Source organism: Shewanella sp. 10N.286.51.B7 (assembly GCF_002873615.1).
Lineage (GTDB): Bacteria > Pseudomonadota > Gammaproteobacteria > Enterobacterales > Shewanellaceae > Shewanella > Shewanella electrodiphila.
Genome location: NZ_MCUF01000068.1, coordinates 1 through 19,801 on the forward strand (window position 1 = coordinate 1; position 19,801 = coordinate 19,801).

General features: G+C 41.4%; 16 protein-coding genes. 8 read left to right on the top strand and 8 right to left on the bottom strand.

The features are described from left to right. Nucleotides 1–538: 538 nt before the first annotated feature. From BCU84_RS17770 to cydX, 3 genes are read left to right on the top strand one after another with little or no spacing between them, the layout of a single operon-like run. Nucleotides 539–2,095, top strand: a complete 1,557-nt coding sequence (locus BCU84_RS17770) for a cytochrome ubiquinol oxidase subunit I (RefSeq protein ID WP_102529401.1) — start codon at nt 539–541, stop codon at nt 2,093–2,095. Nucleotides 2,096–2,110: 15 nt separating this feature from the next. Beyond that, nucleotides 2,111–3,250, top strand: coding sequence for a cytochrome d ubiquinol oxidase subunit II (cydB, locus tag BCU84_RS17775; RefSeq protein ID WP_102529402.1), 1,140 nt, complete (start codon nt 2,111–2,113; stop codon nt 3,248–3,250). Nucleotides 3,251–3,263: 13 nt separating this feature from the next. Next, on the top strand, nt 3,264–3,386 hold the full coding sequence (gene cydX / locus BCU84_RS17780; protein WP_102529403.1) for a cytochrome bd-I oxidase subunit CydX: 123 nt from the start codon (nt 3,264–3,266) through the stop codon (nt 3,384–3,386). Nucleotides 3,387–3,512: 126 nt separating this feature from the next. On the opposite strand, the gene BCU84_RS17785 is transcribed toward cydX, so the two are convergent. The 4 genes from BCU84_RS17785 to BCU84_RS17800 all read right to left on the bottom strand — a co-directional run bounded on the left by BCU84_RS17785 (nt 3,513) and on the right by BCU84_RS17800 (nt 10,775). Next, the gene (locus BCU84_RS17785) at nt 3,513–4,004 is read right to left on the bottom strand and encodes a DM13 domain-containing protein (RefSeq protein WP_102529404.1); all 492 of its coding nucleotides are present in this window, start codon (nt 4,002–4,004) and stop codon (nt 3,513–3,515) included. Nucleotides 4,005–4,186: 182 nt separating this feature from the next. Then, complete coding sequence (locus tag BCU84_RS17790; protein WP_102529405.1) at nt 4,187–6,190, bottom strand: methyl-accepting chemotaxis protein; 2,004 nt, start codon at nt 6,188–6,190, stop codon at nt 4,187–4,189. A gap of 434 nt (nt 6,191–6,624) precedes the next feature. Beyond that, the gene (locus BCU84_RS17795) at nt 6,625–9,699 is read right to left on the bottom strand and encodes an efflux RND transporter permease subunit (RefSeq protein WP_102529406.1); all 3,075 of its coding nucleotides are present in this window, start codon (nt 9,697–9,699) and stop codon (nt 6,625–6,627) included. Next, the gene (locus BCU84_RS17800; RefSeq protein ID WP_241906477.1) at nt 9,696–10,775 is read right to left on the bottom strand and encodes an efflux RND transporter periplasmic adaptor subunit; all 1,080 of its coding nucleotides are present in this window, start codon (nt 10,773–10,775) and stop codon (nt 9,696–9,698) included. Before BCU84_RS17800 ends, BCU84_RS17795 begins: the two co-directional genes overlap by 4 nt. On the opposite strand from BCU84_RS17800, the gene BCU84_RS17805 reads away from it, so the two are divergent. The 3 genes from BCU84_RS17805 to BCU84_RS17815 all read left to right on the top strand — a co-directional run bounded on the left by BCU84_RS17805 (nt 10,753) and on the right by BCU84_RS17815 (nt 12,989). Further along, entirely contained in the window at nt 10,753–10,995 is a 243-nt protein-coding gene (locus BCU84_RS17805) for a hypothetical protein (protein WP_133146655.1), read from the top strand. The genes BCU84_RS17800 and BCU84_RS17805 overlap by 23 nt on opposite strands. Before the next feature lie 227 nt (nt 10,996–11,222). Beyond that, on the top strand, nt 11,223–11,864 hold the full coding sequence (locus tag BCU84_RS17810; RefSeq protein ID WP_102529409.1) for a TetR/AcrR family transcriptional regulator: 642 nt from the start codon (nt 11,223–11,225) through the stop codon (nt 11,862–11,864). Nucleotides 11,865–12,056: 192 nt separating this feature from the next. Then, on the top strand, nt 12,057–12,989 hold the full coding sequence (locus BCU84_RS17815) for a DUF6268 family outer membrane beta-barrel protein (protein ID WP_241906478.1): 933 nt from the start codon (nt 12,057–12,059) through the stop codon (nt 12,987–12,989). A 147-nt stretch (nt 12,990–13,136) separates the two neighbouring features. On the opposite strand, the gene BCU84_RS17820 is transcribed toward BCU84_RS17815, so the two are convergent. The 4 genes from BCU84_RS17820 to BCU84_RS17835 all read right to left on the bottom strand — a co-directional run bounded on the left by BCU84_RS17820 (nt 13,137) and on the right by BCU84_RS17835 (nt 18,629). Further along, nucleotides 13,137–13,697 (bottom strand): chalcone isomerase family protein, encoded by a 561-nt coding sequence (locus tag BCU84_RS17820; RefSeq protein ID WP_102529410.1) that lies wholly within the window; start codon nt 13,695–13,697, stop codon nt 13,137–13,139. Nucleotides 13,698–13,802: 105 nt separating this feature from the next. Beyond that, nucleotides 13,803–14,282: a DUF2947 domain-containing protein gene (locus tag BCU84_RS17825; protein ID WP_102529411.1), complete on the bottom strand. Its 480-nt coding sequence runs from the start codon at nt 14,280–14,282 to the stop codon at nt 13,803–13,805. 152 nt (nt 14,283–14,434) lie between these two features. Then, nucleotides 14,435–15,997, bottom strand: a complete 1,563-nt coding sequence (locus BCU84_RS17830; protein ID WP_102529412.1) for a PAS domain-containing methyl-accepting chemotaxis protein — start codon at nt 15,995–15,997, stop codon at nt 14,435–14,437. A gap of 340 nt (nt 15,998–16,337) precedes the next feature. After that, nucleotides 16,338–18,629 (bottom strand): peptidase U32 family protein, encoded by a 2,292-nt coding sequence (locus BCU84_RS17835; RefSeq protein ID WP_102529413.1) that lies wholly within the window; start codon nt 18,627–18,629, stop codon nt 16,338–16,340. Nucleotides 18,630–18,755: 126 nt separating this feature from the next. Between BCU84_RS17835 and BCU84_RS17840 the strand changes: the two genes are divergently transcribed. Together BCU84_RS17840 and BCU84_RS17845 are read left to right on the top strand one after the other, a co-directional pair. After that, entirely contained in the window at nt 18,756–19,418 is a 663-nt protein-coding gene (locus tag BCU84_RS17840) for a glutathione S-transferase (RefSeq protein ID WP_102529414.1), read from the top strand. A gap of 11 nt (nt 19,419–19,429) precedes the next feature. Next, the gene (locus BCU84_RS17845; RefSeq protein WP_102529415.1) at nt 19,430–19,774 is read left to right on the top strand and encodes a helix-turn-helix domain-containing protein; all 345 of its coding nucleotides are present in this window, start codon (nt 19,430–19,432) and stop codon (nt 19,772–19,774) included. Nucleotides 19,775–19,801 lie beyond the last annotated feature (27 nt).

The following is a 19,801-nucleotide window of genomic DNA, read 5'->3' on the forward strand; positions in this document are numbered from 1 at the left end:
GTAAATCTATTGCAGATATGTAAAAAGTTAATTTTGGGGTTTGATAATGTTTCCATTAGTTTTAGATAGTTTAGACTTAGTGATTTTACAAAAATGTAAATAAATCCCTACCAGCTATCAGCGGTAGGGTCAACACCTAAAAGGTGGTACTTTGCGCACCTACTCAAAACCCGCAAAAAACCCATTTTTTATAAGTCATTTTGTTGATTGAGGTCAAATTTCGGTGGTATAAATTAAAGGTCTGCAGCATTTGTTGTTTGCTGTAAGTTATTGAATTTAAAAGGCAAACTAAAAGGTAAATAATGGCAGTCACGATCGCAGTCACGTTATGTGATTAAGTGTGATGTGAGTCTCACATTATTTGTGTTTTATCTGGCTAAATTGAGTTTTCGTAGAATGTTATAAAAGCGCTTAGTTAACATTGAATTAACATGTTAAAAAGAGCATTACTTTTAAATAAAATTTTTCCTGCAATGGCACTTGTTGTGATTGATGGGAATCATCATGGCATTTGGATGTACCGAGTAAGGAGTCGCCAATGATTATTGAAGAGGTTGTAGAGCTGTCACGATTGCAGTTCGCGCTAACAGCCATGTACCACTTTCTGTTTGTACCTTTAACTTTAGGTCTAGCTTTTATTTTGGCTATTATGGAATCGCTTTATGTGATGACTGATAATCAAATCTATAAAGATATGACCAAGTTTTGGGGTAAGTTATTCGGGATTAACTTTGCACTAGGTGTTACCACCGGTTTAGCAATGGAATTCCAGTTCGGTACTAACTGGGCATATTTCTCACATTATGTGGGTGATATTTTCGGCGCACCACTCGCAATTGAAGGCTTAATGGCATTCTTCCTAGAGTCGACTCTAGTGGGTATGTTCTTCTTCGGTTGGGATCGATTCAGTAAACGTCAGCATTTAGCAGTAACTTGGTTAGTCGCCATTGCTTCTAATATGTCAGCGTTATGGATTCTGGTTGCCAACGGTTGGATGCAAAACCCTGTCGGTTCTGTGTTTAACTACGAAACCATGCGTATGGAAATGACTAGCTTCGCTGAAGTGGTATTTAACCCTGTAGCGCAAGTTAAGTTTGTTCATACAGTGGCATCTGGTTATGTAGCCGGTGCGATGTTCGTTCTAGCTATTAGTTCTTACTACATCCTTAAAGGTCGTGACTTACCGTTTGCTCGTCGCTCGTTTGCGATTGCAGCAAGTTTCGGTATGGCATCTATCCTGTCAGTTATCGTGTTAGGTGATGAATCAGGCTATAAAGTGGGTGAAGTACAACGCGTTAAGTTAGCAGCGATTGAAGCTGAGTGGCACACTGAGCCAGCTCCAGCAGCATTTACTGCGGTAGGTTTCCCAAATCAAGAGAAGATGGAAACTGACTTCGCGATTAAAATTCCTTTTGCAATGGGTATCATTGCTACGCGTTCTATCGATGAGCAAGTAACAGGGATTATCGATTTAATCGACGAGCATGAGATCCGCATTCGTAACGGTATGGTTGCTTATTCATTCCTCGAGCAGCTTAAAGCTGGCGATGAAAGCCCTGAACTGCGTGCAAACTTTGAAGCAACAAAAGGTGACTTAGGTTACGGCTTATTGCTTAAGCGTTACACTGAAAACGTGGTTGACGCGACTGAAGAACAAATTAAAGCTGCTGCCAAGGATTCTATTCCTAACGTAGCGCCAATGTTCTGGTCATTCCGTATCATGGTTGGTGCAGGTATGATTATGTTGTTTGTATTTGCCGCAGCATTCTGGCAAAGCACACGTCATAAAATTGAAGAGAAGCCTTGGGTATTACGTGCGGCGCTTTACAGCTTACCACTGCCTTGGATTGCGATTGAATGTGGTTGGTTTGTGGCTGAATACGGTCGTCAACCTTGGACTATTTCAGAAGTGCTTCCGACCTTCATGTCAGCTTCAAGTCTAACGACTTCGGATCTGTGGTTCAGTATCATTTCTATCACTGTGTTCTACTCGATTCTATTAGTGATTGAATTGTTCTTAATGTTTAAGTTTGCTCGTCTAGGCCCATCAAGCCTTAAGACAGGTAGATATCATTTTGAAAACCAAGATGCTTAATCTGAGGACCTGATTATGTTTGATTATGAAATGCTAAGATTTATCTGGTGGGCTCTGATTGGCGTATTGCTAATAGGGTTCTCTGTGACCGACGGTTTTGATATGGGTGTAGGTGCGTTATTACCTGTAATTGGTAAAGACGATACTGACCGCCGTATTATGATTAATACCATTGCCCCGCACTGGGATGGTAACCAAGTTTGGTTAATTACTGCTGGTGGCGCTTTGTTTGCTGCATGGCCTATGGTTTATGGCGTATCTTTCTCTGGCTTCTATGTGGCTATGATGTTGGTACTGTTTGCCTTATTCCTACGTCCAGTTGGCTTTGATTATCGCTCTAAAATTGAAGATCCAAGATGGCGTAAGTCGTGGGATTATGCATTATGTATTGGTGGCTTCGTACCACCGCTGATTATCGGTGTTGCGTTTGGTAACTTGCTTCAAGGCGTACCGTTTGATTTTGATCAGTTCTTACGTGCAACTTACCACGGTGGTTTATTCGGCCTATTAAACCCATTTGGTTTATTAGCAGGTTTAATTGCAGCGTTTATGTTTGTGATGCAAGGTGCATCATGGCTACAAATGAAGACTGAAGGTGAGCTACGTGTTCGTGCTGCTAAAGCGGCACAAATTACAGGCCTTTTAGTTGCTGTGTTATTTGCTATTGCAGGTGTTTGGTTAGTAAATGGTATCGACGGTTACGTCATTACCTCTGCTATCGACACTGCTGGACCTTCAAACCCAACGACTAAAACCGTTGCGGTTGAAGCTGGCGCTTGGTTAGCTAACTACGATAAGTACCCACTGACGATGTTATTCCCTGTATTGGGTCTGCTTATGCCAGTACTGGTTGTACTTGCTAGCCGTTTAAACCGTAGTGGTTTTGCATTCTTGTTTAGCTCATTAGCTATTGCAGGTATCATTTTGACATGTGGCGCAGCAATGTTCCCATTCATCATGCCATCTTCTTTAGACCCGAATGTAAGCTTAACAATGTGGGATTCTACAGCGAGTGAAATTACGCTTAATGTGATGACTTGGGCTGCAATCATTTTCGTACCGATTGTACTGAGTTATACCGCTTGGACTTATTACAAGATGTTTGGTCGTTTGAACCGTGAGTTCATCGAAAAGAACAAGACATCATTATATTAATTAAGGAGCCATTATGTGGTATTTCTCTTGGATACTAGGTGTATTACTAGCCTGTGCTTTTGGCATCATTAATGCGCTTTGGTTAGAAAACACTGAAAACTTAGATAGAATCAAAGAAGCTGATTCTGAAAAGTAATTAGTCGTTTACGCTAATATTTAAAACCCTGCCATTGTGCAGGGTTTTTTATTGGCTAAGAAAAATATGGTCGCAGGTGAAGCTATTGATATAAAGAGCGTTGAGTATATAGCGTTGTGGTTAGCCTTATGACTGCGTTATCTGCTGATACTGTGCAGCAGTAATAAATTGACCAAAACTCTCGCACCAAACGATTAAGGTGTTGTACTCAGCGACATTCACGTTAGCCGTTATCGGCACTAAAAAGTTATCGAAGGTTTTGATGTCAGCGACCTGAACCATTTCTGATTTTAAGCGATTGAAGTCAGCTTCTGTTTCTACAAATTCTTTGGCCAAATAAACTTTAAAGTCGGGACCAGGTGAGAGTTTGCCATCGAGTGCGATAAATTCATCGCCGATAGTGACCGTGCCTTCGCCCCAATGTAATGCATCGCTGTCTTTTAGCTCGCGATTAAATTGAGCGGTAAATCGCTGTTGGGCGCTAATGGATAACACTTGTTCACTACTAGGCGCTTCAGGTGCTGTCAGAATTGGCAGGGCATAAATCCCAGCGCCAAAACCAATGGCGAGCACTAAGGCATGGGTCGAGAACAATGTTGCTATGGTGCGTTTTTTCATGGGCGGCCTATATTTCCTGTCATTGTTAAGTTTTCTAATAAAAAGGCATGAACTTTTCAGCTCATGCCTTCTATAAGACCTGCATTAATAGCGATAAATTTCAATTACCCGATTAATGCATATCAACAGCTAATTTAACCCTATATTCAAATTTAAACGTACCTCTAAATCTAAATACATGCTTAGACTTTAAAGAAGTTAATTTTAGTTTTTAGCTCACTAGCAAGTTCAGTTAAACCATCTGCAACCTCAACGGTTTCTCCTGCACGTTCTTGGCCTTCATTTGCTAAGGTGGATATTTGGTGTAGGTTACGGGTTATTTCATCTGCTACGGCGCTTTGCTGCTCTGTGGCACTTGCTATGCTACTGGTAAAGGTGGCTAGCTCACCGATGCTTACAGTTATTTGGCTCAATTGCTGACTTGATTGAGTTCCTTGCTCGGCTGAGAAGGTGCCTAATTTATGGCTGTCTTCCATTTGCTGGGCAGTATTTTTAACCTGAGATTGCAACTGAGCAATGGTTTTACTGATTTCTGATATTGAGCTTTGGGTGCGCTGAGCAAGAGAGCGAACCTCGTCAGCAACAACAGCGAATCCTCGGCCTTGTTCGCCTGCACGTGCAGCTTCAATTGCAGCGTTAAGGGCAAGCAAATTGGTTTGCTCGGCAATACTGTTAATCACCTCAGTGACTTGGTTAATCGCTTCACTTTCTTTACTGACATTTTCAATGTTAGCTTGGCTTTCATTCAGTTGGGTTTTAAGTAAATCTAACGACTCAACCACTTCTGTTAGCTGTTGATGACCAGAGCGTGATGACTCATCTACTTGCTGGCTTTTGGTAGCGCCTTCATTTGAATGATTTGCCACATCACGGATAGAGGCTGACATTTCTTCAATAGCAGTGGCAATCTGGTTGGTTTGCATCATCAATGACTCTGATTCATCACCATTTAGTCTTGCCATATCTTGGGCTTTTTGCGCCTGTGATTCTAAGCTTTCCACTGAGTGCTGCAGCGAGTCAATTAAGTCTTTTAGGTTGGTGGACATATCAGCTGCACTGGCAGTAATAAGGTCAATTTCATTATTACTGTTGGGGTCTGTTACTTCAAATTGCTGGGATAAGTCGCCTCGGCCTAGTAGTTGAAGTTGTTGCTGTAATTTTTGTAACGGCGCGAGGGCTTTAACTTGCAGCATCGCCAATAAACCACTGATTAAGATAATCCCTAAGGCTGCAACGCCCGCAGTAATGTACAGCAGTTGCAAGCTTTCATTATTTAGCTCAGCGGCTTCAGTTAAGCCGATTAATGTCCAGTTCCATCCTGGAATATTAATACTATTAGCAAACATGGTTTTTTGCTGATTGTTGAGGTACTCATAACTGAAATGCTGACCGAGCACTTTATTAGCATCTAGGCCATTTAAAATGTCAGGAGTAAGTGCTTCACCAACCTTAAATCTTGGGTGTGATATCAGGCGTTTGTCACTGTTTCTGACCAGCATGTAAAAACCAGACTCTTCAACCACCAGGTTGTTGATGGTTTTTTGCAGTTCAGTAATCGACTCGGTAATGTCAAAACCGATATATAAAATGCCAATGACGTCGCCAGTTTCATTTTTAATCGGGCGATAAACTGTCATGTAGTCTTTACCGAAAAGCTTGGCATAACCTTCATAGGTCTCACCCTTAATCAAAGTTTGATAACCCGGATGAGATTGACCGAGGTAGGTGACTAATGCTCTTGAGCCATCTGCTTTTTTGAGTGAAGTGGAAATTCGTAAGAAGTCATCGCCATCTTTGACAAAAATAGTCGCTGTACCGCCAGTAAGGTTTGAAAAGCGATCTACTTTACTTTTAGTCGCATTGATTTGGGCATTCTCATGGACAAGTGACGGGGTTTGGGTGCTATAGATTTTGACGCTGCGATCAGGTTTGTGAAAGTTACCTGGATACATAGCGCGCAGAATGTCGGCATTACGGCGAGCAAGGTTTAATAAGCTGACATATTGCAACTCGATAAGTGCAGCATTACTTTGCATTTGCTCATTCATCGAGTCGATGGCTTTTTCTTTTAAAACGTTAGACGAACTGAAATAGGAGACAGAAGAAATAATACCGAATACCAGTATGGTAAGCGCTAGCGAAAAGTACGTTATTTGTTTTGTTATTGACCAACTTCGATAGTTCATGTGATAAGTTCCGAAAAAAGGATAAGTATAATCTAGTGGATATGCCCCCGAATTTATTTGATTAAGATCATGGGAAGATTGAGAATTATCTAGAATTAGTAATTCAACATCTTAAACAAAAAAACGACGCATAAATGCGTCGTTTTTTGATGGTTATTAGGGCGTGTTGATCTTTTAGGGTTGTTTTTGCAGCGAGTTGTTGTTCATTTAGACAAGGCAGAGACTTTGTAGTGTAGTTATTCTACATAAAAAGCCGATAACGAAGTAAAAATGAACAACAAACGTTGCCCTTAGGGTTCGGCTAAAAACGGATTCTGCATTGTTGAGCGAATTTTGCTTAGATTACTAGGCGGCAATTCACTCGCCGCGCTTAATCCGTTTTTATCTCGAACAAAAATCAATCAGCAAAGAACAGCACGCCCTATTTGAAAATATTACACTTGTACGGGTGTCAATATTTCAGATTTCTGTGATTTTTTCTTCATTAAAATAAGATACATTGTCGGTACCCAAATCAGCGATAACATAGTCGTTAACAAGGTTCCGCCAGCAATGGCAATTGCAAATGGAGGCCAGAAACCGCCGCCTGCAATAATCAAAGGTAAAAAGCCGCCGATGGTGGTAATGGTGGTCGAGCCGATATGCCTACCGCAACTGCTGACCAGTTCGATAATGGTCTCTTTATTACCAAGCCTTGCTTCGGGCACATCTTCTAACTCAGCCAATATTACGATAGCGGCGTTAATGGCTAAGCCCATGAGCCCCAGTAGACCTATGATAACGGTAAAACCAAACGGGTAGCCAAACAGGTAAACGGCTAATAAGCCAAGACCCGCAGATTGAAACGCACTGAGTAAGATAATGGCGGTTAACCTAAATGAGTTAAACGACAATACAACCGTTGCCAGTAATAAGGTGACGACCACGACAATGTTAGACAGTAAGTTGCCAACTGCTTCATCTCGCTTAGCACTCTCACCGCCTATTTCTAAGTGATAACCTGAAGGAAGCTCGATTTGCTCGAGTTTAGCTTTGACGTCACCGAGTACTTTACCCGGCAATACTCCGCTAACGATATAAGCTTCGATGGTATTGACTCGTTCGCCATTTCGGCGCGGTATACCGCCGCGACTAACATTGATCTGGTTATTAGCAATAGCAGAGAGCGGTATGGTATCGCCATTGGCTGATACGATATTGATCTCAGATAAGCGAGTTGCTTGCTCACGAGATTGATCTGCTAACCTGACTCTCACTGGCAAGGATTCAGTTTGCTCTAAAATACTGCCGCCTATGATCCCTGTCGTCGCCATCTCGACTTGTTTAGCGATATCGGTAAGGCTTAAACCACTCATTAAGCTAGCGTCTTCATTGACTTGTAACCAGACTTTCGGAGAGCCTGCACTTAACGTCGCTCGAGTATGAATAACATCTTCGGTTTGCATTAATAGACCGCGAGCTTGTTCACCAAGTTGGTTTAATGTGTCTAATGATGGACCGTATATACGTAACTCTACTGGCGCATTAAATGGCGGGCCTTGTTCTAGTTTTCTGACTAGGATTTGCGCTTGCGGGAAGTCAGTATCAAACTCTTTTTGTAAGGATAAAATCAGTCGGTTAGCAGCGTCAAAGTCAGTGACCTTAACCATGGCTTGTGCATAGTTTGTCGCACCTTGCTGACGTTGGGTAAGGTTGTAATAAAATGATGGTGTATTGCCGCCAACAACCCAAGTAATCATCTCTACATCGTCAATAGACTCAAGACGTGCATCAATGGATTTAACTTGTTTTAAGGTGTTATCTAAGCTCACATGAGGCGCTAAATACACTTCAATTTGAAACATGTCTCTGTCAGATGGTGGAAAGAATTGCTCAGTCATCTTAGTTGAGGCAAAAAAGCCCACAAGCGGCAATATACCAATTAATAATGCGCTGAATAATGGGCGTTTTAGCGCAAAGGCTAAACTGGTTTTAAAAGCATGACCTAAACGAGGAAAAGCCATGCCTTTTTGATACCAAGCCATAGATTCACTGTCTTGACTAAAGCGACCAGCGAGACCTGCGATAATAGTATGTGAAATAAGGTATGAGCCTAATAGGGCAAACATCACTGAAATCGCAATGCCGCCAACAAACTCACCTGCAGCGCCAGGCATTAAAACAATCGGGGCGAAGGCAAGCATAGTCGTTATGGTTGATCCCGCTAACGGCAACCATAAGTGGTGCAGTGTTTTACTGACAGCTTCGAGTTTGCTTAACCCTTGTTTACGACGCTGGGCAATGGCATCGACGATGACAATGGCGTTATCAACCATGATCCCAAGTGCCACGACTAAACCTGTCACGGACATTTGGTGAATGGGTAAACCAGTATATTTCATGCATGCTAAGGTAAATAGCGCGGTTAATGGTAATGATAATGCCACGATAAGCGCATTTCTTAAGCCCAAGGTGAGCATTAAAACAAACAAGATAATAAAGAAACCTTGGATAAGGTTTATCATTAAATCGCCTAAACGAACGCTAGTGTAACCTTGTTGGTCAAATAACCATTGAACTTCAATATTGGCTGGTAAATTAGCTTTGTAACTCTCAACAACCCGACTGACTTGAGCTTGCCATTTATCGACACGATTGTTATCAATCATACGCGCTGAAACGAGCACACCAGGTTGGCCATTAATTAACGCGATGGTTGTTGCAGGTGTTTTAGGTTGACGACTGATGTTTGCCACATCAGCGAGGCGAATAATCTGCCCATTAGTGTCAATTTTGAGTGGCACTTCACTGACGCGGGTGATTGAGTCGAGTTCACCAGAGACTTCAATTAACGCTTTAAATGTGGCGTTATTGATTTCACCCGCTGAGATTTTACTGTCTGCATTGGAAAGGATAGAAGCGATGCTAGCTGGAGTTAATTTAAGTTGGCTAATTTTATTGCCATCGAGTTCAACTAAAATTTCTTCATCTGGTGTGCCAGATAGTTTTACAAAATCAGTGCCATTTAAAACTCGAAGCTTGCTTTGTAACTCTTTTGCATATCGATTAAGTATATCGGTACGAATAGGTGTATCACTGCTCCACACCAGCCCTAAAATGGCGGTATTGGCATAGCCTGTCTGATCGTCAAGGATGCCATTTTGTGCGGTAGTCGGTAGTTGGTATTTGCTGTCTGCAATCAGATCTCTGGCCCTAGACCACACTGGGGCTGTATCGATGACGTTGTCTTTCAACTCAAGCTGGATAACGGAAATACCAGGTCGTGAGGTTGATTGAACCAGCTTTAACTCTTCTAATCGGCGTAGTTCATTTTCTAAGACTTCAGTGACTAAAGCTTCAACACGCTCAGCCGAAGCACCAGGGTATTGAGTGACAACCGAGGCAAATCGGTTGGTAATTGTTGGATCTTCTGTGCGTGGCAAGCTATTTATCGCGCCTAAACCCGCGACTAACAGCAGTGCAATCATCAAACTGGCTAGTCTGCCATTTTCAACAAATGCCTTAATCATAGTGACCTCGCCACAGTCTCAGACGTCGGGTTAACATGTTGGCCTACCACAAGCTTGTGTAGCCCTTTAGTCACGATGACATCGTGTTTGTTTAATGCACCATTGATGTAAGCTTGTTGTTCGGTGGTATAGATAATATCAACATCACGACGCTCAATTTTTGAGATACCTTTCTCATTTTTGGTCACTACAAACACATTCCATAAACCTCTTACACCGTCAGTGAGTGATGCAATAGGCACCCAATAGCCAGCATCTTCAATTTGCTGTTGGTACGCTAAATAGGCTATCTCACCGTTAATGATTGGCTGGTTACTTTTGGATAAATCATTACTAGGTAAATCTATGCGTAATTGCACCGTGCGGGTCACGCTATCAATTTCAGCGCTGATACCGGCAACACGGCCTTTATAGCTTTTACTGCCAATGAGTATGTTCACCATTTGGTTAGTTGTTAAAGTCTGCGCGACAGCAATAGGTACACCGATATAGGCCTGCTGTTGACTGGTGCCAATTAAGGTAAAAACAGGGCTACCCAGAGCGATTACTTCGCCCAAGTTGTGATGGCGTTTGCTGATAGTGCCATTAAAGGGCGCGACTAATGTGGATTTTTCAAGTTTAAGTTCTGTTGCATATAAAGAGGCTTGTAGACGTTTTTGGTTGGCTAACAGGCTGGAAACCTGTTGCTGGGTTTCGTCAAATTGTTGCTCTGAGACATATTGCTTCTTTTTAAGCTCTACTGAACGTTCGAAGTTACTTTGGGCTAAGTCTAAATCGGCTTGGGTCTGTTGCAATGAGGCACTTAACTGTTGATATTCAGCCTCGAGTAATTGGGTGTTCAGTGAAGCCAGCTTTTGCCCTTTAACCACAGCGTCGCCACTGTCGACAATAATATCACTTAGCTTACCAGCCAGCTCAAAACCGACCCCTGTGGTATCTGTTGAGCGAACGCTGCCTGTATAGCGCTGCTGATGTTGGTAACTTGAGCTAAAGTTGAGTGGTTGGGTTATGACTTTGGGTACTGCAATAACGGTTGTTGTACTTGCTTCATCGTTGTTGCAGGCGCTAAGTAGCATTATCGAAAAAGTCATACTCAGTAAAGAGACTGCTCGTGTCGACTTTGAACTTGATAATAGTGAACTTGATAATAGTGATCTTGATAATAGTGATCGTAAAAATAATGGTCTTGAAAAAAATGTTCCTGTAAACAAAGAGCGTACAGACAAAGAACCTGCAGAAAAAGACCGAGACACTGTTTTCATGGGGAGCATTCCTATTGCTAATACTACTTTATAGGCAATTCAATATGACTCATATTGACCTGCACTTAACATCGTGCGATTCTAAATTCCAGAACTAGACTGTCTAGTCCATTTTGATGTAAGTGTATTTCCATAAAACTAGACTGTCCAGTCTAATTTGTGATTAAATGTTATCTCTTGTAACAAGTTTGCTGCAAGAAAATGTAAAAAAGGCTTTAAATCAATAAGCGAAGCCCCAAAAAAATAAAAGATGAATTTATAATGATAACTGCGAAACACTCTACACTTTGCCAGCATAATGCGCCGAAAACGCGTAGTGAGCAGAAATGTGCCCAAATACTTCAAGCGGCGATCGAGCTGTTTTGTGTGCAAGGGTTTCCTAATACCAGCATGGATTTAGTGGCGAAAAAAGCCGGGGTATCAAAGCAAACCGTCTATTCCCATTTTGGCTCTAAAGATGAGTTATTTATTGCTGCGATTGAGTCTAAATGTGTCGTGCACCAATTAACCGGTGACTTACTTGAAGACTCAACGAATGCTGAGCAAACCATAAGAACGTTTGCTACCCAATTTGGCGAGTTGATTGTCAGTGAAGAAGTTTTGGCGGTATTTAAAACCTGTTTAGCCCACGCTGATACTCACCCAGATTTATCTAAATTGTATTTTGATGCAGGGCCAAAGCATGTATTAGGGTTATTAAGTGATTACTTTAGCCGAGTGAATAAACATGATGAGCTTTATTTTGCCAAGCCACACGATAGTGCTGTGCGACTGTGTTTGATGCTGTTTGGTGAACTCAAAATGCGCTTAGAGCTTGGGCTGGATGTGAGCGATCTTGTACAAAATAGGCAGAGCTATATTGAGGATACTGTGAGCTTATTTTTAAATGCCCACCGAAAATAAACCAGCCATGTTATATCATCAAATATTAATATAGCAGCGTGTATTCACTTGCTACTGTTGTGATAACCTAAAACTGTGTAATATCTCATAATACATTGAATTTGTGATCCAAATTGAATAGGTCAGAGTATTGACGTGTAGATTTGGCATTCAATATTTTGATCATAATAATAATGAGAAAGGAAGCAGTTAATGAACGTTACCCCAAGCTTGTTCCAAGCTAATCAGCTTAATGCTGGTCGATTAAAAAAAGTGGCGCAATTGAGTGTGATTGCGGGACTGTTTCTCACTCCTTATGCTGCTGCATATGATTACTCACCTTTTAAGTTTCATGTATCGCGCACTTCTACAGATGCAGCTCAAGTGGGTGACACTAATACTGAATTACAACGTGATGTTTGGCGATTAAAACTTTCAGGCGCTATGCCACTGAGCAAAGAGTGGATGCTCGGCGCTAATATTGGTTATGACAATTTAGATTACGGCTTTAAGAATATTGATAGTGACCTACTAAATGGCCAGGTTGCCCCTTGGAGTTCAATTAATAAATACAGTGCAGGTTTGTCATTAACTTATCGACCAACTGACACAAACTGGATGTTTTTGTTAGCGCCAAAACTGCAATATGCTTATGCCAATACTGCGTCATCGTCTGATGCACAAAGTTATGGTGTGGTGGGCTCGGCTATGTACCGTTTTGAATCAGGTAATATGCTTGGATTCGGCGTGGCTTACCTTAACGATATTTCTGAAGTTAAGACTGTTCCTTACTTAGCTATTCGCTGGAAAATTACCGACAAACTTACCTTGGGTAACCCATTTCAAGCCGGCTTTAGTGGTCCTGCAGGTTTAGAGCTTTCCTATGAAATGAATGACAAGTGGAACTTCGGTGTTGGTAGTTCACGTCGTTCAGAGCGCTTTTTGATTACAGATCAAGAACAAACCATTGAGATGGAAGAATGGGTAGGCTTTGTCCGGGCGGGTTGGAGCATCAGTAAAAAAGCGACCATTAATGCTTATGGCGGTTACTTCTTTAACAGTGAAATGGAGCTCAGTGAGCCTAATGTGACTGACGAAATAGAAAATCAGTCTGCGATAGGCTTAGCTTTCGATATTAAGTTTTAATCTACAAGTTTTAGTCGATAAATTTCATTGTTTAGGGGCTGAGCATATAGCACATAGCGGATTGAGTTTTTTCTAATCTCATTGTTAACGACAAACCAAAAAAGCGACCATCAGGTCGCTTTTTGATATTTATTTTTGCTACCAAAGTTATTGAGCCAACATGTTTTTACGTAAGCTTTTTTGCGCAGGTTCGTCGCCTAACCAAATTTTTAGCAGTGCTTGTCTGAATGCTTCACCTGCGATTGTGGCTTGTTCGACACCATTTTTAAAACTGGTGACGCCAGCGCCTTTATGGGTGACAAAGGTAAATTGATCGCCTTTACTGACTTCTTCAGTAAACAGACCCATAAATTGGGCTATGTCTTTGTCTATTGAAGCGGTGTTGCCATTGGTTGCGCTGTCAAAGCCTTCTTCAATTGCATCGGTCATTTTGTCTGAGGTGATCATACCCGAGGTAATGTTAAGGCGAATAACAGCAGTTGATTGATCTAATACGGCGGTCAAATCATTGGCTGGCGTGGCAATGTAGAGGCTACCAACATATAAATCCATAAAGAATTTACTGCGAACGCCTGCGCCATTTAACGCTAGTGATTGCTCGGCAATGGTTAGGTTATCTGCTAACTCAACACCAGAAACGGTTTTAGCTTCAGCAAGCATTGGGGTCAGTAAAGCTGCGGTAAGTGCGATGGTTGAAAGTGCTTTCATAGGGTACTCATTTATTATTTTCGTATCAGTCAGGTCGATGTTGAACTCGACGAACATTTAAAACGCTCTGTCGAGATCATTGAGTAAACCTGGCTTATTGGTTTTTTAGCTGCGCATCCCTAGCTTATATTGTCCATTTTGTTCAAACATGATTGCTTGTTTTTTCTTGGGAGCAATCAAGATAGGACCGTCATCAAAAAACAAAAATGCTTTCCAATTACGGGCAAATACAACCCAAGTGGTTTCGATTATTTGGTATTTTTCGTAGCAGAAAAACACTTGAGTGTCTTCGTCCCAATCAATGAACTCAGCGATAGGCTCTGGTAATGTATTATCGTCAGAATCCCATGCTGATTGCCAATGTTCGGTTTGTTTCCAAGCATCTTGCTTTGCAGCCCAATCTCCTTTAGAAAACAATTCAGCACGATTACATTTATTACTGATCCATTGATTCCAAACCGTCATAGCACTTTTTTCAGTGAGCGGTTTGATTAATGCTTTATCTGTATCTAACACGGGTAAATCTTTATGGTTAAAGATCCACTTGCGTTTGTATGCATCTAATGGAATGTAAGTGTGTGCCAAAAATAGCTCCTAGGTTTAAGAAAGGGTCTTCGATGTAAGCGAAGGATTATAACTTTTCACCATTGATAGTGCTAGCAATGTACGAGGAGAGATTGATATGAACGGCATGTTGAAGGTTAACATGCCGTTCATGGGGTGAGTAACAACTGAGATTACAGGCGAAAGCGTCTAATTAACGAATGGAAGGTACTGATGGTGCTTTCTAGTGACTCACTGGCTCGTAGAGATTCTTTAGCGGCATCTGCAGTATCAGAAGCGCCATCTGCAATGTCGATGATTTGCTGATTAATATGTTCAGCGACTGCACTTTGTTCTTCAACGGCTGATGACATTTGAAAGGTCATATCAGTAATATTACCTACAGCATCTTTAATCTCACCAAGGGCATTTCGGGTGTTTTCAACAATTTCTACCCCTTGTTTCGCTGCAAGTTCACCTTGAGCCGACATATCTACGGCACTGCTTGTACGAGCAGATAATTGCTTAATCACAGCATGAATCTGATCTGTTGATTCACGGGTTTTAAGGGCGAGGGCGCGTACTTCATCTGCTACAACACTAAAACCTCGACCTTGCTCGCCTGCACGTGCCGCTTCAATGGCTGCGTTAAGAGCCAGCAGGTTCGTTTGGTCTGCAATAGATGAAATCAGATTAGCTGCTTGGCCTATTTGCTGAGTAGAATCTGCCAGCTCTTTAACTGTCACAGCAATACTGTCAACTGTGTGGCTTAATTGATGAATTGAGTTAAGTGATTCATCAGCTAAGTGGGTGCCAGTATCGACAAACTGCATCACGTTTTCAGCGCTATGTGAGTTCTCCTCAATCTTTTGAGCGACTTCTTGTATTGCCTGAGACATTTCAGTGATGGCTGACGCAATTTGTTGAGTGGCTAAGCCCTGCTGTTCAACAGAGGTTTGGGTGACTTTGACCTGTGCTTTACTGGTTGAAGAGATATCATCAAGACCTGATACCGACTCATTAATTCGGGTGAGTGCTGTACGGCACCTCGCTATTTCACTGATAAAAGCAAGCTTTGCTTGTGCGCTTACACCAGCATCATCAAAGTAGGTTTGCGCGACGGTTTTATCTGCGAATGACTTGGGGCTAATAGCGAGTAATGACCGCCAATGTGATGCTTGTTGCTGCAGACCCCAAAAGCTACTGACACTTGCGGCAATTAGGGTTGCAATCACTGCTGTGGTGTTGTTTTGCCAACTGAAAAACAAAATGAGTAATGTGCTAGGCAAAAGGGTAGGTAATAGCTTATTGAAATTTAAACGAGCACTGGTTAACAGTGTATTGGCAGACTTACCCGCTTTGATACGTTGGTAGGCTGTATTGGCTCGCTGCTTTTCTGCAGGCTCAGCGCATACTCTAACGGATTCATATCCCACTAGCTTTTTACCATCAAATACTGGCGTTACGAAAGCACTGACCCAATAGAAGTCACCGTTCTTACGGCGGTTTTTAACTAAGCCCATCCACACATTACCTGCCTTTAGGGTTTTCCACATTGTGGCAAAAACCGCGGAGGGCATATCGGGGTGGCGAACAATATTGTGTGGTTTTCCCAGTAACTCTTCTCGGCTATAACCACTGGTTTCAATGAAAGCTTGATTACAGTGGGTAATGTTGCCTTTGGGATCGGTGCTGGAAACGAGAGGGGTGTCGGGAGAGAAAAAGTACTCTTTATTGCTGGCCGTATATTGGGTCATAATGCTTCTTATATTTGACTGCAGAGATCTAATTATTATTAAAATTGTGATGCTAATCTCAAAATATTGGCCAAATGTAAACTAAAAGAGATGTTATTAAAAGTAGTGAAAACAACTGTTTAAATAGAAAAAATAGATGAAGATACTGCAAGGGGTAAAAACCTTAATTTAAACAGGTGTTTAATTTATTTTGTGATACCTAGCTTGGATACAGATTGAAACACCTTTTATCTAAGGTGATGAAAATCAACTTTATTTTTAATATAGATGATTTCATATATCAAAAAGCCCTAGCTAAATGATGTTAGCTAGGGCGTCTTAAAGTGATAATGAGTTTAGCTTATAAACCGTTTTTATATTGTAAGTGGGTTGATTCTGGCACCATGGTCGCAAGAGTCGTGCTGACCTCATTTTGGCCATCAAGCAAAGCCTCAAACTGTTTAATTAGCTCAACCTTATCTGGCGACTCTTTGTCACCTGCACCTATGTTAGTTAAATCAATCATAAAGCCGTCGAACATATGGCTAAGATCATCAATGATCTCGGTATTTAAGAATTGGTCTTGGTTATAAATACTTGGGTATCCGGCTTTTTGCTTATCAATAGCGAACGAGTCACCCTTGAGGTTTTTAATGCTGGTGGATTTATCACAAGACAACATACAGCCATTATCAATACGGGGTTTTTCACAGCCAACACTTTGCTGGAAAAAGCACTGACGGCTCGCCATCAATAGAATGGGATGATAAATACTGTAGAGCATTTTAAAGTTGTTAGGTCGGGCAATTTGCTTGATTTGCTGTTTGTTAATTTCATTAGAAATAAACGCACCTGTACAATCAAAGCCTTCTTGCATAGCCAGTAAAGCATAAGAGTTAGTGGTATTTAAAAACGGACCTGCAATCCACTTAATCCCAAGTTGCTGCGCGTGATAAGCAATACCTGTGTTATTGGTGACAATTAACTCTGGCTTAACTTGCTGTAAAATATTTAATGCTACGTCATAATCCTTACCAATCAGCACTGGTGGGAACCAAGGGATCAATCTTGGGTTTTGTTGTAAAAAGTCAACATACTTTGTACAGCCACGCTTGTACGCATCAGGTAATTTAAAGTAGATGTCCCCATCGGTCACTTCAGCAAGTTTGGCATCTTCCTCATCACAAATTAGCATTGAAAGTGCGGGCTTTTGCTCTGCATCTTTTGGATGACGTGCAAGTTTAGGTAGTTCAACTTCAGCAATAACTGCAATGCCATCATTCAAGTAAGCTAACAATTCATTTTTTAAGGTGGTGATTTCACGGTATGGAATACTTAATCCATCGGTAAGCTTGTCAGTTTGCAGTTGGACTAATTCATAGTTGGCATTGTTGATATTTTTAAAGCGTTTTTCAATGGCTTCTTTATCAACACTGAGCTTCTCACTTGGCATCATTAAGCTACTCGAGCTAAACACCACTGTTTTAGTTTCAGCATCGGCTAAATCACTGCTGTTATGTTCAGTGGTTACCGTTAGGGTTAACGGCTTATTTGGCTCGCTTGCAAAGCTTAAGTTGAGCTTTAATTTCTCAATACTTAGATGTGCAATTTTATCGTCAACTGAAGCATTAATTTGTTGCTTGTCGACTTGTAATTGTTGCTGAGCATCATGGATTTGCACCACTGAAATTGACTCGCCTTTGTCAGCTTTGAGTTGATCAACTAAGTGATTTTTTGAATTGTCACGTGGGTTATCAATAAACATTGACTGATTTAAGTCACCACGTAAGAAGGCATTAGTGAAGTCACGGTTAAAGACTTTGTATAAACGCTCGCCGTCTTGGGTGAGTTCGCCTGTTTCAACATAACCATCAATTTGTTTACGGAAACTATCAATCACAGTGTGAACGTAACTTGCGCCTTTAATGCGGCCTTCAACTTTAAATGAATAAACGCCAGCGTCGATTAATGCAGGTAGGTCAAAAAAGGCCGAGTTATCTTTAATGTTAAGTGGAAAGTTATTTCCTGACTCTGTGGTTTCGTATTCTTCACGGCATGCTTGGCTACAACGGCCACGGTTACCAGAATTACCAGCACTGGCAGAGGTTGAATAACATAAACCAGAGAAAGCGACACATAACGAACCATGCACAAACACTTCTAATAAGGTGTCGTGTTCTTTACTGACTTGCGCAAGGGAGGTAATTTCTCTTAAGTTGAGCTCACGAGATAAATTGACTCGGGTTGCGCCCAGTTTTCTTAAAAATGGAATCTGTCCGGCATTGTGGGTGGTCAACTGGGTTGATGCATGAATATCTAAGGTTGGGAAATGCTTACGTAATACATAAAGCAGCCCCATATCTTGCACAATTACGCCATCTAAAGTGGTGTTAACCAATCTGTTGAGCAGCTTCAATAAGGTCTTAAATTCTTGTTCTAAAATAACGATATTTAGGGTTAAGAAAATACGACAGTCGTATTGATGGGCAAGTCTTATGATCCCGACCAATTGATCGAAGGAAATATTAGCAGCGCGATTACGGGCGTTAAAAGTATCTAAGCCGCAATAAACAGCATCTGCACCCGCAATAATGGCCGCTTTAATCGCATCGACATCACCACCTGGGGCTAATAATTCAATCTTCGGTTTCATGATCTAAAAGGTTCTCAGTTAATTTTAATGGGGGGATGTTACCCGTATATTTTGCTAATGAATATCGTTAAAGTACATTATTAATTAGTAAGCCCGTATATAAGTTGTAGGGAAAACAACACAAGAATGAATAAAATCATGGATTTACCCGTACTCTACTCGTTAAGAAACTGCCCCTTTGCAATGCGGGCGAGAATTGCCATTTATAAGTCGCAGCAGCCTGTTTTGCTGCGAGACCTGGTTTTGAGTGATAAACCTTCAGAAATGTTAGTGGCCTCACCTAAAGGAACTGTGCCAGTGATTGTGACTGAAAAGGGCATTGTGATTGAAGAAAGCTTTGAAGTGATGCTATGGGCATTAACTCAGGGTGACCCTGATGATTTGTTGTTTACAGATACTCCTGAGTTACTGGATAAAATGCTGATATTAATTTATCAATTTGATAGTGAGTTTAAACGCTGCTTAGAGAACTATAAATGTGCCAAGCGTTATAGCGAGTCAAATATCGATGAATGTCGTCAAGCGTGTGAAAAATATATCCATCAGTTAGAGCAATTGTTAGACGGGCAAGATTATTTAATGGCCAATCGAGAAAGTTTAGCCGATATAGCACTGTTACCCTTTATCCGTCAGTTTGCCCGCGTTGAACGTCAATGGTATTTACAGTCACCCTATCCCAATGTCAGAGCATGGTTAAATCGTTACTTACAAAGCAAGATGTTCAGTAAGGTGATGACGAAATACCCGCTTTGGTTAGATGGCAAGCAAGATGTGATGTTTGGTGGTTAAGGTAGATAGATATGCAAAAACACGACGCTTTATTTTCAAAAAAGTCAGCACCAGAGCGCTCCGCTCGTATGGTTGAAACTATATACGGGTGTAAGTGGTCACTGACGGTCTATCAACTACTGGCTAACGGTATTAATCGACCTGGAGCGATGGTGAACCATGTTGAAGGGTTAACCACTAAAGTGTTGAACCAATATTTAAAGCGTAACGTTGAATTTGGTATTTTAGATAGGGTGACTTTTAGTGAAATTCCGCCAAGAGTTGAATATCAAGTGACAAGTTTTGGACAAAAGTTTTTGCGGATTTTAGATGAGTTAGAGAAGCTACAGCAGGAATTGGATGCTAATGATAGTTAACACCAACCAAGCATGCGCGATTAAATA

Coding starts and splice junctions, on each gene's coding strand:
- BCU84_RS17770 (WP_102529401.1), top strand. CDS start 539: ATGATTATTGAAGAGGTTGTAGAGCTGTCACGATTGCAGTTCGCGCTA.
- cydB (WP_102529402.1), top strand. CDS start 2,111: ATGTTTGATTATGAAATGCTAAGATTTATCTGGTGGGCTCTGATTGGC.
- cydX (WP_102529403.1), top strand. CDS start 3,264: ATGTGGTATTTCTCTTGGATACTAGGTGTATTACTAGCCTGTGCTTTT.
- BCU84_RS17785 (WP_102529404.1), bottom strand. CDS start 4,004: ATGAAAAAACGCACCATAGCAACATTGTTCTCGACCCATGCCTTAGTG.
- BCU84_RS17790 (WP_102529405.1), bottom strand. CDS start 6,190: ATGAACTATCGAAGTTGGTCAATAACAAAACAAATAACGTACTTTTCG.
- BCU84_RS17795 (WP_102529406.1), bottom strand. CDS start 9,699: ATGATTAAGGCATTTGTTGAAAATGGCAGACTAGCCAGTTTGATGATT.
- BCU84_RS17800 (WP_241906477.1), bottom strand. CDS start 10,775: ATGCTACTTAGCGCCTGCAACAACGATGAAGCAAGTACAACAACCGTT.
- BCU84_RS17810 (WP_102529409.1), top strand. CDS start 11,223: ATGATAACTGCGAAACACTCTACACTTTGCCAGCATAATGCGCCGAAA.
- BCU84_RS17815 (WP_241906478.1), top strand. CDS start 12,057: ATGAACGTTACCCCAAGCTTGTTCCAAGCTAATCAGCTTAATGCTGGT.
- BCU84_RS17820 (WP_102529410.1), bottom strand. CDS start 13,697: ATGAAAGCACTTTCAACCATCGCACTTACCGCAGCTTTACTGACCCCA.
- BCU84_RS17830 (WP_102529412.1), bottom strand. CDS start 15,997: ATGACCCAATATACGGCCAGCAATAAAGAGTACTTTTTCTCTCCCGAC.
- BCU84_RS17835 (WP_102529413.1), bottom strand. CDS start 18,629: ATGAAACCGAAGATTGAATTATTAGCCCCAGGTGGTGATGTCGATGCG.
- BCU84_RS17840 (WP_102529414.1), top strand. CDS start 18,756: ATGAATAAAATCATGGATTTACCCGTACTCTACTCGTTAAGAAACTGC.
- BCU84_RS17845 (WP_102529415.1), top strand. CDS start 19,430: ATGCAAAAACACGACGCTTTATTTTCAAAAAAGTCAGCACCAGAGCGC.